This window comes from Trinickia terrae, from assembly GCF_005144415.1.
In the GTDB taxonomy this organism is placed as follows: Bacteria; Pseudomonadota; Gammaproteobacteria; order Burkholderiales; family Burkholderiaceae; genus Trinickia_A; species Trinickia_A terrae.
Window position 1 is genome coordinate 72993 of the sequence record NZ_SWJE01000014.1, and the last position, 25199, is coordinate 98191.

Sequence of the window (25199 nt, forward strand, 5' to 3'; positions counted from 1 at the left end):
TTACCTCCGTCCGGGCAAGAAAACCTTGTCCTTGCACCTATTTTTCGAACCCTACTGACTCAAAGTTCATGTCGCCGCATTGTCTGCCCAGACAGTCAAATGCGTAGTCGTTATCAATAATTCAGACGATACTGCGTCAGTTGCCGGTCGTATATCGATCGTCGAGCGGCTGCGTTTTGCTCGGCGCGGCCTCGTCGCTCAAACACGAAAGCCCCGCGCCATCCGGCCCGTTCGCGATGAAACGCCCGAGCAGGCTTGTCAGCGTCGCGAGCTCGTCGGCCGAAAAACCGCGCAACTGCTCGTTCAGCACCGCCGCGCCCAAGCGCGGCAGCTTCTTCGACGCGGCAAGCCCCAGCTCCGTGAGCGCCAGGCATACGACACGCCGGTCATCGGCGCTGCGGCTGCGCACGATCAGCCCCTTCTTCTCGAGACGATCGAGCATTCGCGTCATCGATCCGCTGTCGTACGCCAGCGCGCGCGACAGCTCCTGCGACGTCCGCGCCCGGCCGTTCGCGAGCAGGAGCACTACGCCGATCTGCTGCGAGGTCAGATCGAGCGGCGCGAGCGCGCGGTCCATCCGATCCATCAGCACGTTGCGCGCCTTCGTCAGGTAGTAGCCGAGACTCGATTCGAGCTGGATCGCGTCGGGATCGTAGAGGTCATCACTCATGGAACGGGATTACAAGCGGCCAGGAAAGCGGGGCCGATTTTATCTGCCTAGACAGTAAATTGCACGGCTTTCGCGTGCCTCCAAACAACAGTCCGTCCATGCGATTTGCGAAGTATCTTGAGATTTACTTGCATAGTCAATATTATTCTATGCAATCAGTTACGCGCGACACCGCGCCGCAGACGCAATGTTCTAACCGCACCACCGCGCAGCGCTTTGCGCCCGCGCACACAAGGATTTCCCATGCAGTACCTGAAGAACGCACTGAGCAGCCTCGGCCGCCACCTCCACGATTCGGCACTCCACGCTTTCCAGGGCCCGCACCGCTGGTGGAAGCTCGCGTTCTTCGCCGCGATGTTCGTGCTGCCGGGCGGCTCGGTCGCGATTGCGCTCGTCGCGTGGTTCGATCACCGGCGCCATCAGCGCGAGGAGACGGCGGCCCGTACGCGGCCGCCGCGCGAGCTCCGTCTCGCCCGTAACGTCTCGTAATCAGCCTCGCAGGCCCGTAACCCCTCCGTAACACATCGCGCGCGGCGCTCACTTTATCCTTTAGGCTTCGCAAATCTGACGTAGCGCACGGCGCCGCACGCACCGTGCGCTACCATTCGGGCTTCGCCGTCCCTCGCCGCCTTCACCCCGTCCATGCACGGGCGCCGGAAACCACGGCGGCAGCCATCGCCGCTCATCCGCGCTGCCTGAAAAGCGCCCATCGAGCGGCGATCGAACCGACAGGAATCCATTGCATGCAGCGTCATCGAAACCCGCGCGCGGGCATCCCGCGTGTCCTGACCGCCGCCGTCGCGGCGGCAGCGGCAATCGCGTTCGCGGGCTGCGCCGTCGGACCGAACTATCAGCGTCCGGCCGCCACCGTCCCTGCTTCATACAAGGAAACGCCCGAGGGCTGGAAGGTTGCCCAGCCGTCCGACCAAGCCGATCGCGGCGAGTGGTGGAAGATCTATGACGATCCCCAGCTCAATGCGCTGATCGACAAGCTCAACCAGGCCAACCAGACCGTCGCCCAATACGCGGCGGCCTACCGGCAGGCGCGCGCGCTCGTCTCGGAAGCGCGCGCCGCGTACTTCCCGACCGTCGGCCTCGCCGCGAGCGGGACACGCTCCGGCCAGCGCCAGAGCAGCACGCAGTCCAGCAGCACGTCGTCCACGATCTCCAACAGCTACAGTGTCTCGCTCGACGCCAGCTGGGAGCCCGACCTGTGGGGCAAGGTGAGCCGCCAGGTCGGCGCGCAAAAGGCCGGGCAGCAGAGCGCTGCGGCCGATCTCGCGAACGCGCGCCTGTCGGCGCAGGCGACGCTCGCGCAAACCTACTTCTCGCTGCGCGAGCTCGACTCGCTGCAGAAGCTCCTCGACGACACCGCCGCTTCATACGAGCAAGCGCTCAAGCTCACGCAGAACCAATACGCTGTCGGCGTGGCCGCGCGCTCCGACGTGATCACGGCGCAGACGCAGCTGCAATCGGCGCAGGCCGCTGCGATCGACAACGGTGTCGCGCGCGCGCAGGACGAGCACGCGATCGCAGTGCTGGTCGGCGAGCCGGCGTCGACGTTCTCGATTCCGCCCTCACCGCTCACCGCCGTGCCGCCCGAGGTGCCGATGCAGCTGCCGTCGGCGCTGCTCGAGCGGCGGCCTGACATCGCGTCGGCCGAGCGCAAGGCCGCCGAGGCGAACGAACAGATCGGTATCGCCATCGCGGCATTCTTCCCGACGCTAACCCTGTCCGCCCAAGGTGGCTTCGAAAGCTCGGCGTGGTCGCAGCTGCTCACGCTGCCGTCGCGCTTCTGGACTGTCGGGCCATCGCTGGCGGCGACGCTCTTCGACGCTGGCCTGCGTAGCGCGCAGACCGAAGCCGCCCGCGCCGCCTACGACCAGCAGGTGGCCGTCTACCGGCAGACGGTGCTCGCCGCGTTCCAGAACGTCGAGGACAACCTCGCGTCGCAGCGGATTCTCGCGCGGGAGATCGTGGTACAGAAGCAGGCGGTCGACTCGGCGCAGCAGGCGCTCGCGATCACGACCAACGAATACAAGGCCGGCACAGTCGCCTACGTCAGCGTGCTGACCGCGCAGACGACCGCGTTCTCCGCGGAGCAAAAGCTCGCGACGCTGGCGGGGCAGCGGATGGTGTCGTCGGTCGAGCTCGTGAAGGCGCTCGGCGGAGGCTGGGACGCCACGCAGATGGATCGCGAGACCGGCGATGCAGCGGCGCCGGCGCCGGTCGCGCAGAAGTAGCTCAGTGCGCGCCGGGCCGCCCCCTTGGGGGGAGCTCTGCGTGGGACCGGAGTGAGCCTGGGGGGTCGTTTCATCTCAGTGCATGAAACTCAGCGCGACGCTTCCCGTGCCCGTCGGTCGCCCGAGCAGGTTGAGCAAGCCGGCGAGGTTGTCGCGCTGCTCGGGCGCGGCGCTCGCCGCGCCCTGAAACACGGTTAGGCCGCCCGTGATGGTGCCGTGGCCGGTCAACTGCAGCGCGCCTTTGAGCGTCAACAGATCGAGCGTCGACTGCCCCCCTTCGGCCTGAAACACCACCCGGTATGACCCGAGCGGCTTCACACGCGATACGCGCGAAGCCATGTCGGTGAGCGTCACGGTCAGCTGTCCGAACGGCTTGTGCTCGAGGACCCGCCAGTCGCTCCAGGCAATGCGCACGTCGCCTTGCAGGTCAAGCGTGTTGAAGGGTGCGCCGAGTCCGGCGAGCAGCGCCGCCGGCACGCCGAGACTGCCCGCCGACAGCGTCGCGCCCGTGGCCGTCGCGTTCAGCGTCACGGGGTCGGGCATGGCGTCGGACTGTAGCATCCGCATCTGCAAACGCCCCGTCAGCAGCGGCCAGAACGCCGTATGCCATTCGATACGCCCGGGCAGCAGCGTCGCCGTGCTCGAATCGGAGCCTGCCGCCAGCATCAAGGCGGCCGAGCCGTGCCAGATCGAACCGGACGGCTCGATCAAATTCACGTGGCCTTGTGTCTGCTGCGCGATTTGCGGCGTGATCCATGCCGCCGGCAACATGGCGACGAGCGTGATCCCGATCGACACGACGGCCACGGCGAGCCAGGGCGCGAAGGCCTTCAGGCGCCACATCCATAACTTCATCGGGACGCGCCGGCACTGGCGGCCGGCTGCAGCGACGCATTGAGGTCCACTTGCCCATCGGTCTTCAGCGCCGTGATATGCGCCTCGGACACCTGCACCTTGAACTGCTTGCGCACGTCGTCGACCCACATCGTCCAGGTCGGGAACGACGCGTTCTTCAACTGGATCTCGACCGCGTTGCCGGCCACCTCGACCTGCGCGGCGCTCAAGCCATGATCGGTGAGCGACGCGGCAAGCGCATTCTTCAGCGCAATGCCCGTCGGCGCGACGCCTTGCGCCGCGAGAGCGAGCTTGCGCGCCTCGTCGGACTGCGCGGTCATCGCGGCCAGCTTGCGCTGCATCTGCGGCAGCGTCTCGCGCAATTGCGCGCGCCCGGCCTGGGCAGGCGCCCACAGCACCGAGTACGCGATGGCGACGCCTAGCACCACGCCGCCCCACGTGATCAGCGTCTTTTCGCGCGCGTTGCGCGCATCCCAAAAGCTTGCCCAGCTATTCGCCAATGCTGTCTTCATTGTCCGTTCCTGATCGTCCATTTGCCGGTGTTGCTGTCGATGGCGCCTGTCAGGCCGTTGCGTGCGAGACGCTGGGTGAAATCGGGATCGACCTTGGTTTCAGGCTTGAACGTCACGTCGAGCCGGCGGTCGTGGTAGTCGAGCGCCGCGACGCCGTTGACGGGCACCGGTCCGAGCGAATGCGCAAGACCTGCGGCCAGCGAGAGGAAATCGTTCGGCGACAGTTCGCCGGCCGCGATGCGCAGCTGATCGAGCTGGCGCGTCATCTGCTCGGGGGCGTCGAGCACGACCGTCGTCTTCGGGAAGGCGTTGAGCAGCAGCTCGGTCATTTGCGTGTTGAGAGCATCGCGCTGCCGCGCGAGCATCAGCCATTGCACGTTCATGCCGACCACCGCGACGGCGACCGACGCGACCGCGAGCATCACAGGCAAGCGCAGGCGGCGCAGCGTCGCGCGATCGAGCCGCCACGGACGCGCCTCGAACTCGAACTGGCAGAGGTCGAGGCGGCATTCGAGCGCCCGGCGCGCAAGCGTTTCGAACGGCAGCGGCAGCGCCTTCGGCAAGCCCGTGCCGGCCTGCGGCGCCGGCGCGATTGAAGCAAGACGCGGCTCGCTGCCGGGCACGTCGGTGAGTTCGTAGAGCGTGACGGGGGCACCGCCGGCCAACGCGGCCAACGTCGCGCCGACCGCCGAGGCGGGCACCGCGAGCCCCTCGCCATGCGCGCCGCGCGCGAGCGCGAACTCGACGCGGGGCTCGTGCGCTTCGATCGACGGCACCGGCACGCCGGACGCCTCCGTCGCCTCGGCGAACAGCGCAGCCGTGCTTTGGACGACCATGCCGAGCACGGCGGCGACGATCGGCGCCGTCGCGTGCGCCTCGGCGGCTGCGGCCGGCTCCGCGGCAGTCTCGGCTCCGGCTGCACCGCCAGCCGGGGCCGGCGTCGGCAAGCAGCGCGTGACCGGCACGGCGCGCAGGTTTCGGTGCCCGGCCGATCCGAACGCCTCGACGACGAACCGGAACCAGCCACGATCGATCACTGCGAGGACGCGCTCGCCGTCGGCGAGCGCCTGCGGATCGAGTGCGATATGGCAGGTCTGCGGATCTTGGATCAATTGATCCTCGACCACGTTCGGCAACGCCTGGCGCAGGCGCGGCCCCTTCAGCGGCGGCACGGCGGCCCGCAGCATCAGCACGTCGCGCGCGGCCATGACCAGCACCGTCGACGACGCGCGCGGCAAGAGCGCGAGCGCGGCGCGGCCGGCGCGCTGGGTGCGGCCGCCCTTGTCGAGAAGCAGGAACGCCATCTCAGGCAGCAGCCATTCCTGCGACGGCGCCACGGGGTCCCGCGGCGGCAGAAAGACGATCAAGGTGCTCAAAGGCCACTCTCTCCTGGTCTGGGGGCGTTTCGGAAAACGCAGCGCTGCCCCGTGTTTTTCTGGCCCCGCCGCCGAGCCTCGCACTCGTACAAGGCGGCAAGTCCGGGGGCGTGCATGTTCCCGTTCATAACTGATCGCTCACGCGCACGACGCGGGTCGTATGCGTGAGCGTATCGCGATAGACGAGCGTCGTGCGGTCCAGCTCCGCACGTTCGTGCTCCACGCGGCCGTGGATCAGAAAATAGCTCGTCGTCACGTCCATCAGGCTCGTATCGACTCCCGCCGACGGGACGCCCGCCGCGCTCAGCGCGAGCGTCACATCGCCGACGTTGCGGAAAAACACCGTCTCGCGCCGCGCCACGAGCGCCTGCGCGCTCGACAGGCTCATCCCCGGCACCACGGCCGCGATCACTTCGGCGCTCGCCGTGTTCATGTTGATCGCGGTCTGTGTCGGCAGCACGGTCACGAACGGGCGCAGCCGCGCCACCATCTCCGGCGTGAAGCCGGGCACGTTCAGCAGCGAATCGACGCTCGTCATCTGCAGCGGCGCGACGTTGGCGTTGTCGTCGGTGTCGGCAAGGCCGGGCTGGCCGGTGAAATTGTTGCCGCCGACTGCGCCGGCGATCTGCGGCGCCTCGACGCCCGGTGCAGGCGCCGGCGCCGGCGCGCCGGTGTTCGACATCTGGAAACGCGTTGCCGACTGCCGAAGCCCGTCGCGCACTTGCACGGCAACGGTCTTCGCAAGCTCGCCGTTCAACCCCAGCAGCGAGAGCAGCCGCTTGAACGCTTGAATCTGCTCGACGTTCAGCTGGAGCGCGCCCGGCGCGGGGATCGACACGAGATTGCGCAGGTTGAACTTCGCCTGCACATCTTCGATCGAGCCCGACAAATAAGTCTGCGAGCCCTGCTCCGCACGGACTTCGCCGATCTGGCCGAGAAAGTCGGACAGACGCGTCTTCGCGATGGGCACGTCCCAGACGCCGCCGAGATAGGTCACGCCCGCCGAGGTGTCGGCCTCGGAGCGCAGGATCAGGCGCGTCCAATCGAGCGCGCCGCGCGCCACCCAGCGCGCCTGCGCGGCAAGACGCTGATTCTCGATGCGCCGGATCTGCACCTGCTGCCGCCACAGGATGCCCGACACCAGGATCGCCGACAGTGCGACGACCAACAGCGCGGTGATGATCGCGGCCCCGGCCTCTGTCGATCCAGAGTTAGCGCCTTTGGCACTGACTCCGGTCCCATGCACAGCTGGTGATCGACGTGCGCTCATCGTCATTCCCCGACCAGGAACACGCGCGTGACCGGCGCGTGCAGCGACGTCGCGCCGATGCTCACTTCGAGCCCCGTCACCGAACGTGGCAGCGGCGCATTGCCGAGCTGCGGCACCTTGAGGTTGTTGTCGTTGCGGCGGATCTCGGCTTCCACGTCGCTCATCTGCGCCGTCCAGCCGAGCTTCGGCACGTACATGCGCGCCGTGATCGAGCCGACGCCGCCGATCAGCTGCACGGCGCTCCAGTCGCCGACGTCGCCGCGCAGCGCGCGCCGCAGCTCGCCGGCATTGCCGATCGGCGGCGACGCGTAGCGCGTCAAGCGGCCCTCGGAGATGCCGTAGCGGACGACCTGCAGGCGCGGCGGATCGCCCGGCACGCCGAAGTTGCGCACGATCTGCAGCGTCGTGCCGCCGACCGAGACGGCGGGCTGGCCGGCTTCGTCGTCGGTGGCGGCCTGGCGCGTATCGACGCGCAGCTGGTCGAACAGTTGCGCGAACACGCGCTCGTCTTCCATCGCGCTCGAAATGGTCTGCCGGCCGCGGATGATCTGGTCGAGCCCACGCCACGACAGCACCGCGATCACGGCGAGAATCGCAATCGCCACCATCAGCTCGATCAGGGTAAAGCCGGCGATGGTGCGCGGCTCACCGCGTTCGCGGCGCCCGGCTCGCCGTTCAGAGCGCACGGTTGGTTTCATTCGGGAGCACCGTGACCAGTTGGGCGAGATTGCCGTCGCGTCCGGGCATCGTCACCGACACCTCGACGCGCCGGAACACCGGATTCGGCGTCGCGCTGACGCGTTCGGTGCAAGTGAGCGTCAGGTTGCCTTGCGAGCAATCGAACGTCTGCGTGCCGATTTCCGGCCACGTGTGCGCGAGATGCAACTGAGCGAGGGCGTTGTCGGCGCTCCAGCTGGCGAGGAGCCGCTGATGCAGGTCCGCCTCGCTCGCCGCGAGCGCGCCGACCGCGCGCAGCGACGCCGCCAGCGCCACCGCGATGATCGCGAGCGCGACGAGCACTTCGATCATCGTGAAGCCAAGTGTCGATCCGGAGTTAGCGCTTTCAGCGCTTACTCCGGTCCCATGCGAAGCAAGAGAACATAGCGAGCGTGGCAGGCGCTTCCTCATCAACGCACCTCGTAGCGGCCGTTGCCGGTGCCGACGATCGTCGCGCGGCCGACGGCCGAGTAGAGCGTGACGGTCACCGGCGCGTCGATGCTCTCGACGCCGAACACGACGCGATTCGCGCGCAGGTCCGAGCCGGGGTAGTCGATCGACACGTCGGTCACGCCGCCCTCCCAGCGACGCTGCGTGAACAGGTCGTCGCGCAGCGGGCGCCAGCCGTCCTCGGTGCGGACGTCGAAGCGATAGCCACCGTTGACGGGCTGCCAGGCGATGGGCCGCGCGCGCACCTGCGCCTCGTCGCCGGCGGATTCGAAAAGGAGGGCAAGACGCTGCGCCTCTTCGTTCAAGTCGGTGCGCGGATTGCGCGAAATGGACACAGCCGCGAGCGAGACCAGGAGCCCGGCGATCACGAGCACGACCAGCATCTCGAGCAGCGTGAAGCCCGAGGCCGGCCGGCCGGCAGCGCCGCTGCCGCTATTGGAGAATGTGCCTGCGAGCCTTCGCATGATCGAAGCCGATGCCGAACGAGACGAAGCCTATACGTGTTGGGTACGACCTATTGCCACGACCCGATGTCGGCGTCGTTGCCTTCGCCGCCGGGCTTGCCGTCGGCGCCGTAGCTGAACACGTCGATTTCGCCGTGCACGCCGGGGTTCAGGTATTGGTAAGGGTTGCCCCACGGATCGTTGGGCAGACGCTCCAGATAGCCGCCGTCCTTCCAGTTGTTCGGAACCGGGTCCGTCGCCGGCTTTTCGATCAACGCGCGCAGGCCCTGCTCCTGGGTCGGATAGCGGCCGTTGTCGAGGCGATAGAGCTTCAACGCCTGCATGACCGTGCCGATGTCCTGCTTGGCCGCCACACGCCGCGCTTCGTCGGGACGGCTCATGATCTTCGGCACGATCAGCGCGGCAAGAATGCCGAGAATCGCGATCACCACCATGACTTCGATCAGCGTGAACCCGCGTTGACGGCGTTCGCGCAGGGCGATGGCTTCCTTACGGCGAGAAATCCACATTTGCATTTCCAACTACCTCTTTCAAGATGAATGCCGGTTGCGCCACAGGGCGCTCGGGCCGCTCATTGTAATGTCATGCCGTCCGAGGGTTTCGACACATCGCAATATTCACATTAGTCCGTACAATGGCGCACATGAACGCTCTCCAAGTCCGCCTTCTGTCGCTCGCGCTGTTCGCCGTGTTCTGCGCGACGCTCACCTATTGGGTGATCACGCTGACCTCGCATCCGGCGCCGCCGATGCAGGCCGCCTCGGTGCGCCCGCCCGTCGCGGTCGAGGACGCCGCGACGATCTTCGGCGGGCAGCTCACGCGCGACGTGAACCGCAGCATTAAGCTGTTCGGCATCCTCGCGCTCGGCGAAGGCGCCTCGGCCATCGTCAGCGCCGGCGACGACCCGCCGCGCGCCGTCTCGCTCGGCAGCCCGATCATGCAGGGCGTGAAGCTCGACGAGGTCAAGCCCCGCTCGATCATCGTCGAGCGCAACGGCGCGCGTTCCGAGATCTTCCTGCCGGCGAATCCGGCCGGCCCGACGATCTACGTGCGCTGAAGTCCGCTACTGCACCATATTGTTCAGCTCGATGATCGGCAGCATGACCGCCAGCACGATCACGAGCACCACGCCCCCCATCGCCAGGATCAGGAGCGGCTCGAGCAAGCTCGTGAGGAACATCGTGCGCCGCTCGAGCTCGCGCGCTTCGCCGTCGGCGGCGCGGTCGAGCATCGTCGTCACGTCGCCGGTCGCCTCGCCCGAGCGGATCAGGTGCACGAGCACGGGCGGAAACGTTTTCGTATGGCCGAGCGCGCGCGACAGCGACGTGCCTTCGCGCACGCGCACGATCGCGTCGTCGATATTGCCGCGCATCGCGCGGTTGCTGAGCGTTTCGCCGGCCGCCTGCAGTGCGCGCAGGATCGGCACGCCGGCCGCCGTCAGGATGCCGAGCGTGCTCGCGAAGCGCACCGTGTTGTAGCCGCGCACGAGCTTGCCGGCGAGCGGCGCGGTGAGGAGCCAGCGGTCGAACGCGAGGCGCGGCCCGGGCTGCTTGAGCAGCCCGCGCACCACGTAGGCCGTCACCGCCACGGCGATCAGGACCGCCCACCACCAGTGCCGCACGAAATCGGAGAGCGCCATCATCATGATCGTGAGGATCGGCAGCTTCTGCTTGGTGCTGGCGAACACGCTCACGACCTGCGGCACCACGTAGCTCAGGAGGAAAGTCACGATGCCGAACGCGATGATCGTGACGATCGTCGGGTAGGTGAACGCGAGGACGATCTTCTGCTTGAGCGCGTTGCGCTGCTCGATGTAGTCGGCGAGGCGCGACAGCACGAGGCCGAGCTTGCCGGTATGCTCGCCCGCTGCGACGATCGCGCGGTAGATCTCGGGAAAGTCCTTCGGATGCTGTGCAAGCGCGTTCGCGAGCGAATGGCCGCCGAGCACTTCCGCGCGGATCGCGGCCATCAGCTCGCGGATGTAGTCGCGCTCGGCCTGGTCGGTCAGCACCGAGAGCGCTTCGTCGAGCGGCAAACCGGCCACCAGGAGGCTCGCGAGCTGCCGCGTGAGGATCGCCTGCTCGCGCTGCGAGAGCTTGCGGCCGAGCGACAGGCGCTGGCTGCGCTCGCCGCGCGTGCGCGTCGCGGCCGGCTCGACGACGAGCGGCGTCAGGCCCTGCGTGCGCAACTGGCCGCGCGCGGCGCGCGCGGTGTCGGCCTCGAGGACGCCTGTTTGCGCCTTGCCCGCGGCGTCGATCGCTTCGAAACGGAATGCCGGCATTGCGTCAGGCCCCGCCTGTCACGCGGATCACTTCTTCGAGCGACGTGAGGCCGGACGAGAGCCAGCGCTCGCCGTCCTCGCGCAGCGTGCGCATGCCCTGCGCGCAGCCGGCGGTGAGAATGTCGGCATCCGCCGCATTGCGGTGAATCATCGCGCGGATCGTGTCGTCGATCAGCAGCAGCTCGTAGACACCGCGCCGCCCCGCATAGCCCGATTGCCCGCACTTGTCGCAGCCGACCGGATGCCAGTGCGTGCGCCCTTCTTCGACACGCTCCTCCTTGCAGACCGGGCACAGCCGCCGCACGAGCCGCTGCGCGAGCACGCCAAGCAGCGACGACGCGAGCAGATACGGCTCGACGCCCATGTCGGTGAGACGCGTGACCGCCGACGCCGCATCGTTCGTGTGCAGCGTCGCGAGCACGAGGTGGCCCGTGAGCGACGCCTGCACGGCGATCTGCGCGGTCTCGAGATCGCGAATCTCGCCGATCATGATGATGTCCGGGTCCTGCCGCAGGATCGAGCGCAGCGCGCGCGCGAAGCTCATGCCGATGCGCTCGTTGACCTGCGTCTGGCCGATGCCGGCGAGGTCGTACTCGATCGGGTCCTCGACCGTCATGATGTTGGTCGTCGCCGTCTCGAGCCGCGACATCGACGCGTAAAGCGTCGTCGTCTTGCCCGAGCCCGTGGGCCCAGTGACGAGCACGATGCCGTGCGGGCGCGAGATCAGCTTGTCGAATTGCGCGAGGGTGTCGGGCGCCATGCCGAGCGCCTCGAGGTTCAGGCGCTGCGAATCCTTTTCGAGCAGACGCAGGACCGCGCGCTCGCCGTGGCCGGTCGGCAGCGTCGAGACCCGCACGTCGACGGGCCGCCCGCCCACGCGCAGCGTGATGCGTCCGTCCTGCGGCAAGCGTTTTTCGGCGATGTCGAGCTGCGCCATGATCTTGATCCGCGAGATCAGCGCGCCGTGCAGCGCCTTCTTCGGCCGCACCACGTCGCGCAGCGTGCCGTCGACACGAAAGCGCACGACCGACGCATTCTCGAACGGCTCGATGTGGATATCCGAGGCCTGCTCGCGCGCCGCCTGTGTGAGCAGCGCGTTGATCATGCGGATGATCGGCGCGTCGTCTTCGGATTCGAGCAGGTCCTCGACTTCCGGGATGTCCTGCATCAGCCGCGACAGATCGACTTCGCCTTCCACTTCGCCGACCACCTGCGCGGCGCTGCCGTCGCTGCGCTCATACGCTTTATTGATCGCTTGCGAGAGTTCATCGGCGGGCAGCCGCACCACCGTCAGCGCGCCGAAGTTGCGCGCGACTTCGGCGAGCGCCGCATCGTTTGTGCGCTCGCCGATCCAGACTTCGAGACCGTCCGCGTGCTGATGCGCAACGAGGATCTGGCCGCTCTTCGCGAAGCCATAGGGCAACAACCGCGCAGCAAGCGGCGAAGGCGGCTGGCGTTCACCCGGCGCGCCTTCATGAGCGGACGCAAGCACGTCGTTCACTGCGACGCTCCCGGCGTGGCCGGCTGCGGCTGCTGCGGGACGCTCTGCGGCTGCGCGGCCGGGAGCTGCTGAGGCGCAGGTGCCTGTGGGCTTTCCTGCTGGCGGGTCATTTGCCGGAGGTCGAACAGATTCGCCGCCGCCGAGCCGCCCTCGGCCGGGCCCTGCGGCATAGGCGGAACAACCGGATCGTCCTTGTCGCGAATCACGTTGTTGTCGGAGCGATACGCGCCCGTCACACCCTGGATGTAGTCGTAGCGATTCGCCGTGACCGCCTGCGCGGTATCGCGGTCGCTGATGATCACCGGACGCAGGAACACCATCAGGTTGGTCTTCTGGCGCTGCTTGGTTTCCGAGCGAAACAGCTGGCCGACCCAGGGAATGTCGCCGAGCAGCGGCACCTTGCTGTTCGACACCTGATAGTTGTCCTGCATCAAGCCGCCCAGCACGATGATCTCGCCGTTGTCCGCGAGGACCGTCGACTGGATCGAGCGCAGATTGAAGGTCGGGCCCGCCGGGTTCGTCGCCGTGTTCGTCGTGCCGCTGACGACCGACGAGTCTTCGGTATAGAGCTGCAGCTTCAGGATCCCGCCGTCGGTGATCTGCGGCTTCACGTGCAGCGTCAGGCCGACGTCGCGCCGGTCGTACGTGTTGAACGCGGTGGTCGCCGTGCTGCTCGTCAGGTTCGAGTACGAGCCCGTCGCGATCGGCACGTTCTGGCCGACGACGATCTTCGCCTCCTCGTTGTCGAGCGTGATCAGGTTAGGCGTCGACAGCACGTTCGCGTCGCTGACGCCAGCGAAGTACTGCAGCAGCCCGCCGAGGCCCTGCACGCCGAACAGGTTGTGCAGCCAGCCGATGTTCAGGCCCTGGGTGAGGTTGTTCGCCAGCGACGCCGCCCCTTGCGCGCCGCCCGCGGCCAGCCCCGCCGACACACCGAGGATGTTGGAGCCGGACACGTTGCCGGCGCTGCTCGAGAGGTTGGTGCCCCCGAGGAAGTTGCCGCTCGCCACCTGCCACTGGATGCCGAGGTTGCCCGCCGTCGTCGAGTTCAGCTCGACGATCAGCGCTTCGATATAGACCTGCGCGCGGCGCGCGTCGAGCTGGTCGATCACGGCGCGCAAGTTGCGGTAGACAGGATCGGGCGCGGTGATGATCAGCGAGTTGGTTGCCGCATCGGCCTGGATCATCCCGCCTGCGGGGTTGTTCTCCGTCGAGCTGCTGGTTTCGCTCCCGCCTTGCTTCTCACCCAGGAAGCCGCCGCTCGAGCTGCCTCCCTGCCCGTAAGAGGAGCCCCCCGATAAACTGCTGCTGCTCAGCGAGCTCGGCAGCGGCGGCGTGCCCGATGTTCCGGTCGACAGCGAGCCGCTGGACGACGTGCTGCTCTGGTTGAATGCATTCGCGCTATTCGTCTCGCTCGACGAGCCCTCGCCGCCGCCCTTGCCCATCATCCCGCGCAGCGTTTTTGCGAGCTGCACGGCATTGGCGTTGCGCAACGGCACAACGTGCATGTTGCCGGGTACGCCGGTCGGCGCGTCGAGCTGCTGGGCGATCGTCTTCGCGGCGGCGAGGCGCGCCGAGCTCGTCGCGCGGAGCAGCAGCGAATTGGTACGCGCATCGGGCGTCACCGAAACCTTGAGCGTTGCATCGGTGCTGCCGATCGCGCCCGGGTCGAGGAGCTTCGAGAGCTGCTGCGCCAGATCGATCGCATTCGCGTTCTTGAGCGGGACCACGGCGACCTGCCGGCCCGCGGCGCTGTCGACGCCCGCGATGATCGCCGCAATGCGCCGCACATTGTCGGCGTAATCGGTGACGACGAGCGTGTTGTTGGCCGGATAGGCCGCAATCGTGTTGTTCGGAGAGATCAGCGGCCGCAGCACCGGAAGCAGGTTGTTGGCCGACTCGTTATGTAGCTCGAACACCTGCGTGATGATCTGGTCGCCGCGCGCCTGCGGCGCGTTGCCGACGTAGGTCGGCACGCCCTGCAGCTTCGCGTCGGCCTCGGGCACGACTTTCAGGACGCCGTGGTCCTGCACAAGCGCGAAGCCCTGCATGCGCAACGCCGACTGCAGGGTCTTCAACGCCTGGTCCTCCGGCACCGGATTTTCCGAGACGAGATTGAGCTGGCCCTTCACTCGCGGATCGACGATGATTGTTTTCCCCGTCGCCGCGCCGATCGCCTTCGCCACCTGGTCGATATCGGCGTTGACGAAGTTGAGCGTCACCTGCGCGTACGCGAGGCGTGCGGTTACGAGTCCAGCAACCAACAGCGCGGTGGTCACACGGCGCAATGCGATACGATTTCTAGTCATGGAATGTGAGGTCGATGCCGGGAGCGGCGACGCCCGGCGGTCTTGCACAGCGGGCGCGTTCGCGGCAACGGGATGCCCGCGAAGCCACACGCGTCTTGGAAGGCCCGGTAAGCAGGACATCCACCCGCCAATCCTGAGACCGGAACATTAGCAGCTTTTCGTGTCTGATTCGTCACAAAACATGGCGCTTGGCCTCGCTTTCCCAAAAAAATTTCACGTTCTTGTAAGTGTTAGAAAGTTTTGACGCGGCCCATCTATTCCGAAACAGGGCCTGCAACTTGTCCGTATGCAGCTGGTTTATGTCCGTCAGCCAACTTTGACTGATGCGAAAGTGCCAGTATCATACGGGCACCCCGATAAACGAAAGTTATTTGCAAGACGGGGTTTTCCCGATATTGCGGGTGTACCGATATTCCCGGTGACGCCAGCTATATTGAATTCAACCGATAATTTGACTTCCGTTATTTAGATAACTTAACCGATGAGATCCGCCTTCCTGATTCTTGCCGCAGCACTGGGAGCTTGCCTTGCAAGCGCGCCGGCGCGCGCGGACTGCTTCGACGAGGCAGCCAAGTATCAGAAAGTGAACCCGCTGATCCTGCGCGCGATCGCCTGGCAGGAATCCCACAATCAGCCCGACGCCTTGCACAAGAACGCCAACGGCTCGACCGACTACGGCCTCATGCAGATCAACTCGATCCATCTGCCGACGCTCGCGCAGTACGGGATCTCTACCGGCACGCTGATGGAGCCTTGCAAGAACGTCTACATCGCCGCGTGGCACCTGCGCCAGAAGATGAACAAGTACGGCAACACGTGGCAGGCGGTAGGCGCCTATCATTCCGAAACGCCGTCGCTGCGCGACAAGTACGCGCGCCAGATCGCCGACATCCTCACGCAGTGGAAGCTGCTGCAAGCCCAGCGCTGACGCTCGGCCGTCCCCTCGCTGTTCGGCACGCGCCCGCATGCGGCGCATTCTTTAGTCACGGCCTCTCCCTGTCCCGCGAAATCCGGCGAACGCCCTGCGTTTGATGCACAATGCGGGCATCGCGCGTCGGTTAGGCGCGCCGCCCCTCTCTTATCACGTCTCAAATGCGATGAACCAGCCGACACTGCCCGTCACCGTGCTGTCCGGTTTTCTCGGCGCGGGCAAAACCACGCTCCTGAACCACATCCTCGCGAATCGCGCAGGCCTGCGGGTCGCGGTGATCGTCAACGACCTCGCCTCGGTCAACATCGACGCGACGCTCGTGCGCGACGCCGCTGCGCTCTCGCACGTCGAGGAGCAGCTCGTCGAGATGTCGAACGGCTGCATCTGCTGCACGCTGCGCGACGACCTGCTGACCGAAATCCGCCGCCTCGCGGGCGAGCAGCGTTTCGATGCAATCCTGATCGAATCGACGGGCATCGCCGAGCCGATGCCGATCGCCGAAACCTTCACGTTCGTCGACGACGACGGCGTGTCGCTCTCCGACGTCGCGCGGCTCGACACGATGGTAACGGTCGTCGACGCGTTCAATTTCCTGCGCGACTACGCGTGCGCCGATGCGCTCGCCGAGCGCGGCATCGCCGCGACCGACGAGGACGACCGCACGCTCGTCGAGCTGCTGATCGAGCAGATCGAGTTCTGCGACGTGCTCGTCGTGAACAAGGCCGACCTCGTCAGCACGGACGAGCTTGCGCGCCTGCAGCGGATCCTCGCGCGCATCAACCCGCGCGCGGACCAGGTGGTCAGCCGTTTCGGCGACGTGCCGCTCGATGCCGTGCTGAACACGAAGCGCTTCGATTTCGACGAGGCGTCGAACGCGCCGGGCTGGCTTCAGTCGCTCGAGCACGACCACAGCGGCGAGGCCGACGAATACGGCATCGGCAACTTCGTCTATCGCGCGCGGCGGCCATTCCATCCCGAGCGTCTGTGGGCGCTGCTACATGAAGAATGGCAAGGCGTGCTGCGCAGCAAGGGCTTTTTCTGGCTCGCGACGCGCAACGACGTGGCCGGCTCGCTGTCGCAGGCGGGCGGCGCTTGTCGGCATGGCCCAGCGGGCTACTGGTGGGCGGCGCAGGATAAGAGCGAGTGGCCGCAGGACGATGAGCTCGCCGCGGAAATCGCCGCCGATTGGCACGGCGACCCCGACGACACGACGATCGGCGACCGCCGCCAGGAGCTGGTGATGATCGGCATCGGGCTCGATGCGGCCGCCTGGCGCGCGAAGCTCGACGCCTGTCTTTTGACCGACGGCGAGTTCGCGCAAGCTCCGCAGGCCTGGGCGGATTTCGCCGACCCGTTCCCGGCATGGGATCTCGACGCCCATGACGACGACGAAACCGGCGACGCGGAAATCGTGCACCGTCATTGACGCCTTGCCGGCGAACCATCCATCTTCGGTATAAACCCGCCGGTATGCACCCGGCGGGCGCCAAGCCGAACCCATCGGCGGCAGGCAAGATGCGCCCGCGCAAGATGAACAGGCAAAAAACAGGCGAAAAAAAACCCGCCATGGGCGGGTGTCAACAATCAGGCAGCTGAATGCTCAGCGCTTGTTGACTGCGTCCTTGAACGCCTTGCCGGCCGTGAACTTGACCGTCTTCGCTGCCGGGATCTTGATGGTCTCGCCGGTCTTCGGGTTGCGGCCGGTGCGTGCTGCGCGCTTGCCCGAGCCGAAGCTGCCAAAGCCAATCAGTTGAACCGCGTCGCCCTTCGACACTGCCTTCTTGATCACTTCGAGCAGCGTGTCCAGCGTTTCGCCGGTTTGAGCCTTGCTGGCGCCCGTCTGAGCAGCGACGGCGTCGATCAGTTCCTGTTTGTTCATTAAGGTTCCTTTCTCAGGTTAAGGTGATACAGACAGCGCGAACGCGCCGATTATAAATGCGCGGGCCATGCCGTCGAGCCCTAGTGGCCAAGCGCGCGCCGGTTGCTGCCGCGCCCGGCGTCATCCCGTGACGGCCTTGCTTCGGCTTTGCCCTGCGGCGCTTGCTATGATAGCGCAGCGCAAACCCAATAACGGCAAGGCTTTCAAAGAATTTAGCCTCCCAATGCCTTGTCGCTGCTGGGTTTCACGCGTTTCGAGCCCGCGCTAACCGAGCATGCTAAGCGAGTTGACGGGTTGCCGCATAGGGGCGTTGGTTTTTGCCAACGCTCCGCAAACGCCCGCCAGACGGGGCTTTGCGCCGTTTTCACCGAGCTCGCGAGACATCTTCCGGATGACCCGGCCGCATCGGCGCGGCCGCGAGTGCGTCGAAAATACGCGGCATATTTCGAGCGCCCAGCGTCATTCCCCGACCCGCAGCCGCCTTCCGACCTACGCATGACCGACCCGCTCATCCCCGCCACGCTTGCGTTTCGCGACGACGGAACGCCGTTCTCCCCCGCCTACGACGACATCTATCACAGCGCCGTGGGCGCGCTCGCGCAGGCACATTACGTGTTCGTCGCCGGCAACGGTTTGCCGCGGCGCTGGCGCGAGCGGCGCACGTTCACGATCGTCGAGACCGGCTTCGGCATCGGCGGCAACTTTCTCGCGACCTGGGCGGCATGGCGCGACGACCCGGCGCGTCCCGAGCGGCTGCACTTCGTCTCCACCGAAAAACATCCGTTCGCGCAGCAGGATCTGAAGGCAGTCCACGCGCGGATCGTTGCTGATGCAACGATCGCGCCGCTCGCGCGGCAACTGGCCGATGCCTGGCCGATGCTCGTGCCGGGCATGCATCGGCTCGAATTCGAAGGCGGGCGCGTCACGCTGACGCTTGCCTTTGGCGACGCGTCCGAGCTGCTGCCGAAGCTGTGGCTGCGCGCCGACGCGTTCTATCTGGACGGTTTCTCGCCGGCCAAGAACCCCGACCTGTGGTCACTGCCCGTCTTCAAGTCGCTAGCGCGCCTGGCCAGCGACGGTGCGACTTTTGCCACTTACACGTGCGCGGGCCACGTCAAACGCTCGCTCGAGCAGGCGGGATTCAACTGGCGCAAAGTGGACGGCTTCGGCTGGAAGCGGGAGATGCTTGCCGGAGAATTCGCACCTCGCTGGCGCGTGCGCCGTCACGAACCGCCCTCGCCGCTTGCGGTCAGTGAGCGTCACGCGATCGTGATCGGCGCCGGGCTGGCCGGTTGCGCACTGACCGAGCGGCTCGCCGCGCGCGGTTGGCGCATCAGCCTGATCGATCGAAACGAGGCTGCGGCGCGCGAGGCGTCGGGCAATCCAGCCGGCGTTTTTCACCCGCTGATCTCACGCGACGACAGCGTCGCATCGCGCATCACGCGTGCCGGCTTTCTCTATGCGTTGCGGCGCTGGAGCGCGCTCGAACAGCTCGGCCATTCGTTTGCGCGCAGCACGGACGGACTGCTGCATCTTGCTGTCGATGACGACGAGGCCAGCGCACTCACCGGCGCAATCGCCTCACTCGGCTATCCGGCGGAATTCGTGACGCCCGCTTCGCTCGCCGACGCCCAAGCCCTGGCGCACGCGCCGCTCGCGAACGGCGGATGGTTCTATCCGCACGGCGGCTCGCTCGATCCCGCCGCGCTATGCGCGGCGCAATGCGAAGCCGCGGGCGATCTGCTGACCCGGCACTTCGGCATGCAGGCATCGCGCATCGAACGCGCGGGGAATCGATGGCACGTCTTCGACACGGCCGGGCGATCGATTGCGTCCGCACCGGTTGTCATCGTTGCGAACGCCTGCGATGCAGCGCGCATCGCAGGCCTTCAGCACGCGCCGACACGCATCATCCGCGGCCAGCTCACGCTATTGCCTGCTCGAATCGCATGCGGATTGCGCGTGCCATTGATCGGCGACGGCTATGCGGTGCCGATCGACGACGACATCACGCTGACCGGCGCGACCTACGAGCTCGACGATGCCGATCCCTCGCTGCGCGCAGCAGGCCACACCGAAAACCTGCAGCGGCTCGCGCGGATGATGCCCGCTATCGAGCCCTCGCTCGAAACCCTGGACGCGAGCGCGCTCGACGGCCGCGTCGCATTCCGCTGTGTGACGAGCGATCGCTTGCCGATGGCCGGCGCGCTCGCCGACGAAGCCACGGCCGCGCGCGACGCTACGGCACTGCGCGGCGCCCAGCTACTCGACTTGCCGCGCAGCGAAGGTCTCTACGGCGCCTTCTCCTATGGCTCGCGCGGTCTTGTCTGGGCATCGCTCGCGGCCGAGCTGATCGCCTCGCAGATCGAAGGCGAACCTTGTCCACTCGAGCGCGATCTGGCGGACAGCATCGATCCGGCGCGCTATCTGCTGCGCGCGCTGCGCCATGGCGAGTTGGGCTGAGCGATAAAGTTATCCACCCGATGCTGTGGACAACCTATCGAAAGTCACGCGAAGTTCGTGTGGACGCGATGTGCATGTATACGGGGTAAGTCGTATACATAGCGAGCCGGTCGAAAAGTTGTTCAAATGTGACCATGGCCGGCGCACACCCTGCCCATTCGGTTATGCGTTCGGTAACTGTTTGATTTGGATTGGGAAAGAAGGGTTATCCACAGAAAAGTGATGCCTTTGTTAACTGCTACTACGTATACATACGGTAAACCAGTAAACCAAAACCACTGGCCCACCTGAACTGCGTATACGTTCGTTTCGTAAAACGGCTCGCCACAATCGGCGAAAACTCGCGATCCGCTCCGGGCGAATCGGTCGATTCTTCCATGTTGTCTGAAGTTACCGCCGGTTTTTACCGAGATAGAAGCGAATTAACGTCGATTCCTGCCGAAAGAACGCCGACTGTGGCACAATCCGGCTTCTTCCCGTATCGGTGGCGAACCGCGCACCGATGCCTCGACGGAACGGTGCGCTCGCTTCGGAATCTGATTCATCACCAAGACTGCAGCCGTTCGACGCGTCTTGCCGAACGCAACACTTTGCACACTGGCTGCGTGCCAGGCTCCGTCAAACGCACCCGCGCGTGCCGGCGCATCCGTTTCAGCTTTCATTCGATCATCGAACACTCGCGTTGCGAGTCAGAGCGCAGCAGCCATGGGGCTTCGCAGGCCGGCTGGTCGTGATGTGGCCAACTGCCGCTTTGCCGCCGGCGGCTGTTTGCAAAGGAGAAGCCATAACGATGAAATCAGCGTTTTCATTCTTCCCCGGTTGGCCGCTCGCGCCTGACGCGATCTTTTGGGCAGGCCTCGCGATGGTCGCCGCCGGCTTGTGCGGAGAGCTCTGCTACCGGGCCTGGCACTTGCCGCGCATTTCAGGCTATGGCGTGATCGGCCTCATCGCCGGGGCGGCGGGCTTCGGCGTGATCGACGCCAGCACCGGCGGCACTTCGCGCCTCCTGCTCAACGTTGCCCTGGGGCTGCTGCTGTTCGAGCTTGGCGGCCGGCTCGATTTGCGCTGGATACGGCGCAATCCGTGGCTGATCGCCTCGAGCATCGCGGAAGCGACGCTGACTTTCATCCTCGTGTTCGGCGCGCTGATGTTCCTGCGCGTGCCGGTGATCGTCTCGGTCGTGCTGGCGTCGATCGCGATGGCGACCTCGCCGGCCATGGTGATCCAGCTGAAGACCGAACTGCGCGCCGAAGGCCAGGTCACGCAGCGCCTGCTCACGCTGACGGCGCTCAACAGCATGTATGCGGTCATCATCGAAAAGCTCGCGTCGGGCTGGGTGCACCAGGAAACCTACGGCAACGTGTTCGCGACGATCGTGCAGCCGCTCTACCTGCTCGTCGGCTCGCTGATCCTGGCGTTTGCGCTCGCGCGCGCCTGCACTTTCCTGTACCGGCGCTTCAACCTGCAGGACGAGCATTCGTTCGTCGCGCTGTTCGGCCTCGTGCTGCTTGCGATCGCAATTGCACATCTGTTCAAGCTGTCGACGATCCTGAGCCTGCTCGCGGCGGGCATCATCGTGAAGAATCTCGAAGCGAAGCCGCAACTGTGGCCGCAGCATTTCGGCACGGCCGGGTGGCTCTTGACCGTCATTCTGTTCGTGTTGACGCTCACGTCGTTCGAATGGAAGGACATCGCGCTCGGCGGCGCCGCGGCGCTCGCGCTGATCGTCGCGCGCTTCGTCGCGAAGCTCGTCGGCGTGCTGGCGTTCGCGAAGCCGAGCGGTCTCGACATGAAGCAGGGCGTGGCGCTCGGCTTGTCGCTGTCGCCGATGTCGGCGCTCGCGTACCTGCTCGTCGAGGACACCTACGACCTGTATCCGAAGTTCGATCCGATGCTGAGCGCCGTCGTCATGTGCTCTATCGTGGTGCTGCAGATCGTCGGGCCGTGGCTCGTCTACCGCAGCCTGATGCTCGTCGGCGAGCGCCGCGACGATTGACGCAGCTCGCCAGCGATTTACCGGTCACGTACCAAAGAGGACGCTATGTCGCTCGAAGCCTTCATCAATTCCAAGCCTTTCACGTTCGGCGTGGAGCTCGAGATCCAGGTCGTCAACACGCACGACTATGATCTGACCAAAGCCGCCTCCGACCTGATGCGGCTCGTCAAGGACGAGAAGATCCCGGGCAACATCACGCCCGAGATCACCGAAAGCATGATCGAGCTGTCGACCGGCATCTGCACGTCGTACGAGCAGGCGGTGACCGATCTGCGCAAGATCCGCGATACGCTCGTCGCGGCCGCCGACCATCTGAATGTCGGCCTGTGCGGCGGCGGCACGCACGCGTTCCAGCAATGGAGCGAGCGGCAGATCTTCGACACGCCGCGCTTCCAGTATCTTTCCGAGCTCTACGGGTATCTGGCCAAGCAGTTCACGGTGTTCGGCCAGCACGTGCACATCGGCTGCCCGGATCCGGACAGCGCGCTCTTCATGCTGCACTCGATGTCGCGCTTCATTCCGCACTTCATCGCTTTGTCGGCTTCATCGCCGTACGTGCAGGGCGTCGACACCGGTTTTCATTCGGCACGCCTGAATTCCGTGTTCGCGTTTCCGCTCTCGGGCCGTGCGCCGTTCGTGCTGACCTGGGGCAGCTTCGAGGAGTATTTCTCGAAGATGGTCAATACGGGCGTCGTCAACAGCATGAAGGATTTCTACTGGGACATCCGCCCGAAGCCCGGCTTCGGGACGATCGAAGTGCGCGTGATGGACACGCCGTTGTCGGTCGATCGCGCTGCGGCGATCGCCTGCTACATCCAGACGCTCGCGCGCCATCTGCTGCTCGACAAGCCGCTCACGCCCAAGGAAGACGACTACCTCGTCTACACGTTCAACCGCTTCGAGGCGTGCCGCTTCGGTCTGGCCGGCGTCTGCATCAATCCGCAGACGGGCGAGCGGCGCTCGATTTCCGATGACATCCTCGAGACGCTCGACGCGATCGCTCCGCACGCCGATGCGCTCGGGTCGAAGGCGGCGCTGGCCGAGGTCGCCGCGATCGCGCGCGGCCAGGTCAATGACGCCACCTGGCTGCGCGGCGTATTCGACAAGGAGAAGTCGCTGCACGAGGCCGTCCGGCAGCAGTGCCTGCAGTGGCGCGGGTAGGCGGGTGAAGCCGCATCAGGGTTTTTTCTATCCGTACGCCGATGAAAGGTCCTTTAGGTTTTCTTAAAGTTTACGTATACAAACGTAGTAATAGTTAACAAAGGCCGCCTCCACCTGTGGAAAACCGGAAATTTCGACGTAAACTCAACGGCATGCGTAAACGATAACCGCGTGGGCAGTGCATGCGATTCGGGTGGGGAAGCGGGATAACTTCGTCGGCGCTCATGTCGCACTTTTACGTTATCAAAAAATCACGCACAATCAGTCCCTGCAGTTGTCCCAAGGTTATCCACAACATTCACTGAATAACTTAGCTGTGCGATTCTCCGCTCTCGAATAGAATGTCGATCTTGCTGCGGCGTGAAGTCATGCGGATGACTCGGCGATCGGGTATAACGCGAGGCGCATCGCCGCAAAACCGCGCGGCGCAAGTCACCACAAGCGGGTTTTGAGTCTTGAACAACGCGAAATTTTTGAGATAGTAGAATGGCTCGCCCGTGAAAATACGGCCGCGAGCCACCCCACGGCAGGCCGCCGGCGCAAGACGCCGGACGGTCGACTAAACAGCAGCATGCTGTCAATAGCGAACGAAAGACTATGAGCGAAGGTGTATACGGAGAACAGGCCACCGGACGCGTGACGCACAGCCTGTTGCGGCTGAGCACGGCGATGCGCAGTCAGGCATGGGAATGGGCCGAAGGCGCGGGCCTGACGCCGACCCAGGGAGAGATCCTCGTCCTGCTGATGCAGCGCAAGGGCCCAATGCGTCTCGGCGAGATCGCACGCGAGACGGCGTTGACGGCGGCGACCACGAGCGACGCCGTCAGCACGCTCGAAACCAAGGGTCTCGTTGAAAAGCGCCGCGCGCTCGACGATGGCCGCGCCCTGGCGGTGCGCCTGACGGCTCGCGGCCGCACCGCGGCCAAGCGCGCGCTGCAGTGGCCGGATTTCCTGTCCGAGGCAGTCGGCACGCTGCGCGACGAAGAGCAGGCGGTGTTTTACCGCACGCTCCTGAAGATGATCCGCCAGCTGGAAGAGCAGGGCGACATCCCGCAGCACCGGATGTGCCTGACCTGCTCGCACTTCGAGCCGAGCAAGAACCCGAAGAAGACGCCGCATCGCTGCAAGCTGCTCGAGCTGTCGTTTGCGGACACGGACTTGCGTCTGGATTGTTCGGTCCACGAAGAAGCCGACGTCGCCACGCAGAAGAAGACCTGGAAGATTTTCGCGGCGTAAGGCTGAAATCGTTCTCGGAAAGGCGGCCGGCCGCGCGCCGGCTGTCTGGCTTGCCGAATTGTCGTTCGATCCCGTCGCGGGGGGCCGGCTTTGACGAATCGCGAAGTGTTGGCCATCCGCCATGTGTCTTTCGAGGATGCAGGCAGTCTCGAGCGTGTTTTCGGCGAGCGAGGCCTGACGATACGCTACCTCGACGTCGGCCTCGCGCGCCTCGATGCGCCGGATCCTGCCGCAGCCGTGCTGACGCTGGTCCTCGGCGGGCCGATCAGCGCGTATGACGATGCCGCTTATCCCACGCTCAAGCCACTCCTTTCCCTGCTCGAAAAGCGCATCGCCGCTGGTTTTCCGACTCTCGGCATTTGTCTCGGCGCGCAGTTGATCGCTCGCGTGCTCGGCTCGCGCGTCTATCCCGCGGCGAAGAAGGAACTCGGGTGGAGCCCGCTCACGTTGACGGCGGCAGGGCAGGCATCGCCGTTGCGGCATCTCGATGGCGCGCACACCTCGATGCTCCATTGGCACGGCGATACCTTCGATCTGCCGGCCGGCGCCGTGCATCTTGCCCGCACGCCCGATTGCGAAAACCAGGCGTTTTCATGGGGAAGCCACGTGCTCGGCTTTCAATGCCATCCGGAGATTCGCGCCGAACGGTTCGAGCCTTGGCTCATCGGTCATGCTGGAGAAATCGGGGCGATGCCGGGTGTCGATGCCCAGCGGTTGCGCGCCGATACCGCGCGTCTCGGCCCGGCGCTCGAAGCGGCCGCGCGCGAGACTTTCGACGAGTGGTTCGACGCCGCGGGAGTCGCCCGGCGCTGAGCGTCGGCGCCGCCGAGGCGGGCGTCCGCAAGAAAAAATCTCACGTGCTATGCTCGGGCGCTTCTTTGCCGC

At 65.7% G+C, this 25199-nt stretch carries 23 protein-coding genes; 10 read left to right on the forward strand and 13 right to left on the reverse strand.

The window, feature by feature from the left end; all coding sequences use genetic code 11:
• Positions 1 to 136: 136 nt before the first annotated feature.
• On the reverse strand, positions 137 to 670 hold the full coding sequence (locus tag FAZ69_RS23775) for a MarR family winged helix-turn-helix transcriptional regulator (RefSeq protein ID WP_136897550.1): 534 nt from the start codon (positions 668 to 670) through the stop codon (positions 137 to 139).
• A gap of 243 nt (positions 671 to 913) precedes the next feature.
• Here FAZ69_RS23775 and FAZ69_RS23780 point away from each other — a divergent pair, with 243 nt between their 5' ends.
• Positions 914 to 1159 (forward strand): hypothetical protein, encoded by a 246-nt coding sequence (locus FAZ69_RS23780; protein WP_136897551.1) that lies wholly within the window; start codon positions 914 to 916, stop codon positions 1157 to 1159.
• 254 nt (positions 1160 to 1413) lie between these two features.
• Positions 1414 to 2913 (forward strand): efflux transporter outer membrane subunit, encoded by a 1500-nt coding sequence (locus tag FAZ69_RS23785; protein WP_136897552.1) that lies wholly within the window; start codon positions 1414 to 1416, stop codon positions 2911 to 2913.
• Between the two features lie 75 nt (positions 2914 to 2988).
• On the opposite strand, the gene FAZ69_RS23790 is transcribed toward FAZ69_RS23785, so the two are convergent.
• The 8 genes from FAZ69_RS23790 to gspG form a co-directional block, all read right to left on the reverse strand.
• Positions 2989 to 3768 carry a type II secretion system protein N gene (locus tag FAZ69_RS23790; RefSeq protein ID WP_136897553.1) on the reverse strand — a complete coding sequence of 260 codons (780 nt, stop codon included), beginning with the start codon at positions 3766 to 3768 and terminating at the stop codon, positions 2989 to 2991.
• Positions 3765 to 4280 (reverse strand): type II secretion system protein M, encoded by a 516-nt coding sequence (locus tag FAZ69_RS23795; protein ID WP_136897554.1) that lies wholly within the window; start codon positions 4278 to 4280, stop codon positions 3765 to 3767. The genes FAZ69_RS23790 and FAZ69_RS23795 overlap by 4 nt, the downstream gene beginning before the upstream one ends.
• Positions 4277 to 5656, reverse strand: coding sequence for a type II secretion system protein GspL (gene gspL, locus FAZ69_RS23800; RefSeq protein WP_136897555.1), 1380 nt, complete (start codon positions 5654 to 5656; stop codon positions 4277 to 4279). The genes FAZ69_RS23795 and gspL overlap by 4 nt, the downstream gene beginning before the upstream one ends.
• Before the next feature lie 124 nt (positions 5657 to 5780).
• Positions 5781 to 6932: a type II secretion system minor pseudopilin GspK gene (gene gspK / locus FAZ69_RS23805; protein WP_136897556.1), complete on the reverse strand. Its 1152-nt coding sequence runs from the start codon at positions 6930 to 6932 to the stop codon at positions 5781 to 5783.
• Positions 6929 to 7624 (reverse strand): PulJ/GspJ family protein, encoded by a 696-nt coding sequence (locus FAZ69_RS23810; RefSeq protein WP_136897557.1) that lies wholly within the window; start codon positions 7622 to 7624, stop codon positions 6929 to 6931. The genes gspK and FAZ69_RS23810 overlap by 4 nt, the downstream gene beginning before the upstream one ends.
• Positions 7602 to 8054 (reverse strand): type II secretion system minor pseudopilin GspI, encoded by a 453-nt coding sequence (gene gspI, locus FAZ69_RS23815; RefSeq protein ID WP_136897558.1) that lies wholly within the window; start codon positions 8052 to 8054, stop codon positions 7602 to 7604. The genes FAZ69_RS23810 and gspI overlap by 23 nt, the downstream gene beginning before the upstream one ends.
• Entirely contained in the window at positions 8054 to 8557 is a 504-nt protein-coding gene (locus FAZ69_RS23820; protein WP_136897559.1) for a GspH/FimT family pseudopilin, read from the reverse strand. The genes gspI and FAZ69_RS23820 overlap by 1 nt, the downstream gene beginning before the upstream one ends.
• A 50-nt stretch (positions 8558 to 8607) precedes the next feature.
• The gene (gspG, locus tag FAZ69_RS23825; protein WP_136897560.1) at positions 8608 to 9072 is read right to left on the reverse strand and encodes a type II secretion system major pseudopilin GspG; all 465 of its coding nucleotides are present in this window, start codon (positions 9070 to 9072) and stop codon (positions 8608 to 8610) included.
• Between the two features lie 128 nt (positions 9073 to 9200).
• Here gspG and FAZ69_RS23830 point away from each other — a divergent pair, with 128 nt between their 5' ends.
• Positions 9201 to 9614, forward strand: coding sequence for a type II secretion system protein N (locus FAZ69_RS23830; RefSeq protein ID WP_136897561.1), 414 nt, complete (start codon positions 9201 to 9203; stop codon positions 9612 to 9614).
• A gap of 6 nt (positions 9615 to 9620) precedes the next feature.
• Here FAZ69_RS23830 and gspF read toward each other — a convergent pair whose 3' ends face one another.
• The 3 genes from gspF to gspD are packed head-to-tail and all read right to left on the reverse strand — an operon-like array spanning position 9621 to position 14648.
• Positions 9621 to 10838, reverse strand: a complete 1218-nt coding sequence (gene gspF / locus FAZ69_RS23835; RefSeq protein WP_136897562.1) for a type II secretion system inner membrane protein GspF — start codon at positions 10836 to 10838, stop codon at positions 9621 to 9623.
• Between the two features lie 4 nt (positions 10839 to 10842).
• Entirely contained in the window at positions 10843 to 12339 is a 1497-nt protein-coding gene (gene gspE / locus FAZ69_RS23840) for a type II secretion system ATPase GspE (RefSeq protein WP_136897563.1), read from the reverse strand.
• Positions 12336 to 14648, reverse strand: a complete 2313-nt coding sequence (gene gspD, locus FAZ69_RS23845; protein ID WP_136897564.1) for a type II secretion system secretin GspD — start codon at positions 14646 to 14648, stop codon at positions 12336 to 12338. Before gspD ends, gspE begins: the two co-directional genes overlap by 4 nt.
• A 481-nt stretch (positions 14649 to 15129) precedes the next feature.
• Here gspD and FAZ69_RS23850 point away from each other — a divergent pair, with 481 nt between their 5' ends.
• Both FAZ69_RS23850 and zigA read left to right on the forward strand, forming a co-directional pair.
• A complete protein-coding gene (locus tag FAZ69_RS23850; RefSeq protein ID WP_136897565.1) occupies positions 15130 to 15576 on the forward strand; it encodes a lytic transglycosylase domain-containing protein in 447 nt (148 codons plus the stop codon).
• Between the two features lie 169 nt (positions 15577 to 15745).
• On the forward strand, positions 15746 to 17005 hold the full coding sequence (gene zigA, locus FAZ69_RS23855; RefSeq protein ID WP_136897566.1) for a zinc metallochaperone GTPase ZigA: 1260 nt from the start codon (positions 15746 to 15748) through the stop codon (positions 17003 to 17005).
• Between the two features lie 174 nt (positions 17006 to 17179).
• Here the strand turns inward: zigA and FAZ69_RS23860 are convergent, their stop codons facing one another.
• Complete coding sequence (locus FAZ69_RS23860) at positions 17180 to 17458, reverse strand: HU family DNA-binding protein (protein ID WP_006401505.1); 279 nt, start codon at positions 17456 to 17458, stop codon at positions 17180 to 17182.
• A 495-nt stretch (positions 17459 to 17953) separates the two neighbouring features.
• On the opposite strand from FAZ69_RS23860, the gene mnmC reads away from it, so the two are divergent.
• The 5 genes from mnmC to FAZ69_RS23885 all read left to right on the forward strand — a co-directional run bounded on the left by mnmC (position 17954) and on the right by FAZ69_RS23885 (position 25127).
• Complete coding sequence (gene mnmC / locus FAZ69_RS23865; RefSeq protein ID WP_136897567.1) at positions 17954 to 19921, forward strand: bifunctional tRNA (5-methylaminomethyl-2-thiouridine)(34)-methyltransferase MnmC2/FAD-dependent 5-carboxymethylaminomethyl-2-thiouridine(34) oxidoreductase MnmC1; 1968 nt, start codon at positions 17954 to 17956, stop codon at positions 19919 to 19921.
• A gap of 790 nt (positions 19922 to 20711) precedes the next feature.
• Positions 20712 to 21917, forward strand: coding sequence for a cation:proton antiporter (locus FAZ69_RS23870; protein ID WP_136897568.1), 1206 nt, complete (start codon positions 20712 to 20714; stop codon positions 21915 to 21917).
• Positions 21918 to 21962: 45 nt separating this feature from the next.
• A complete protein-coding gene (locus FAZ69_RS23875) occupies positions 21963 to 23078 on the forward strand; it encodes a YbdK family carboxylate-amine ligase (protein ID WP_136897569.1) in 1116 nt (371 codons plus the stop codon).
• A 597-nt stretch (positions 23079 to 23675) separates the two neighbouring features.
• Complete coding sequence (locus FAZ69_RS23880; RefSeq protein ID WP_136897570.1) at positions 23676 to 24314, forward strand: MarR family winged helix-turn-helix transcriptional regulator; 639 nt, start codon at positions 23676 to 23678, stop codon at positions 24312 to 24314.
• Positions 24315 to 24404: 90 nt separating this feature from the next.
• Positions 24405 to 25127, forward strand: coding sequence for a glutamine amidotransferase (locus FAZ69_RS23885; RefSeq protein ID WP_136897571.1), 723 nt, complete (start codon positions 24405 to 24407; stop codon positions 25125 to 25127).
• Positions 25128 to 25199 lie beyond the last annotated feature (72 nt).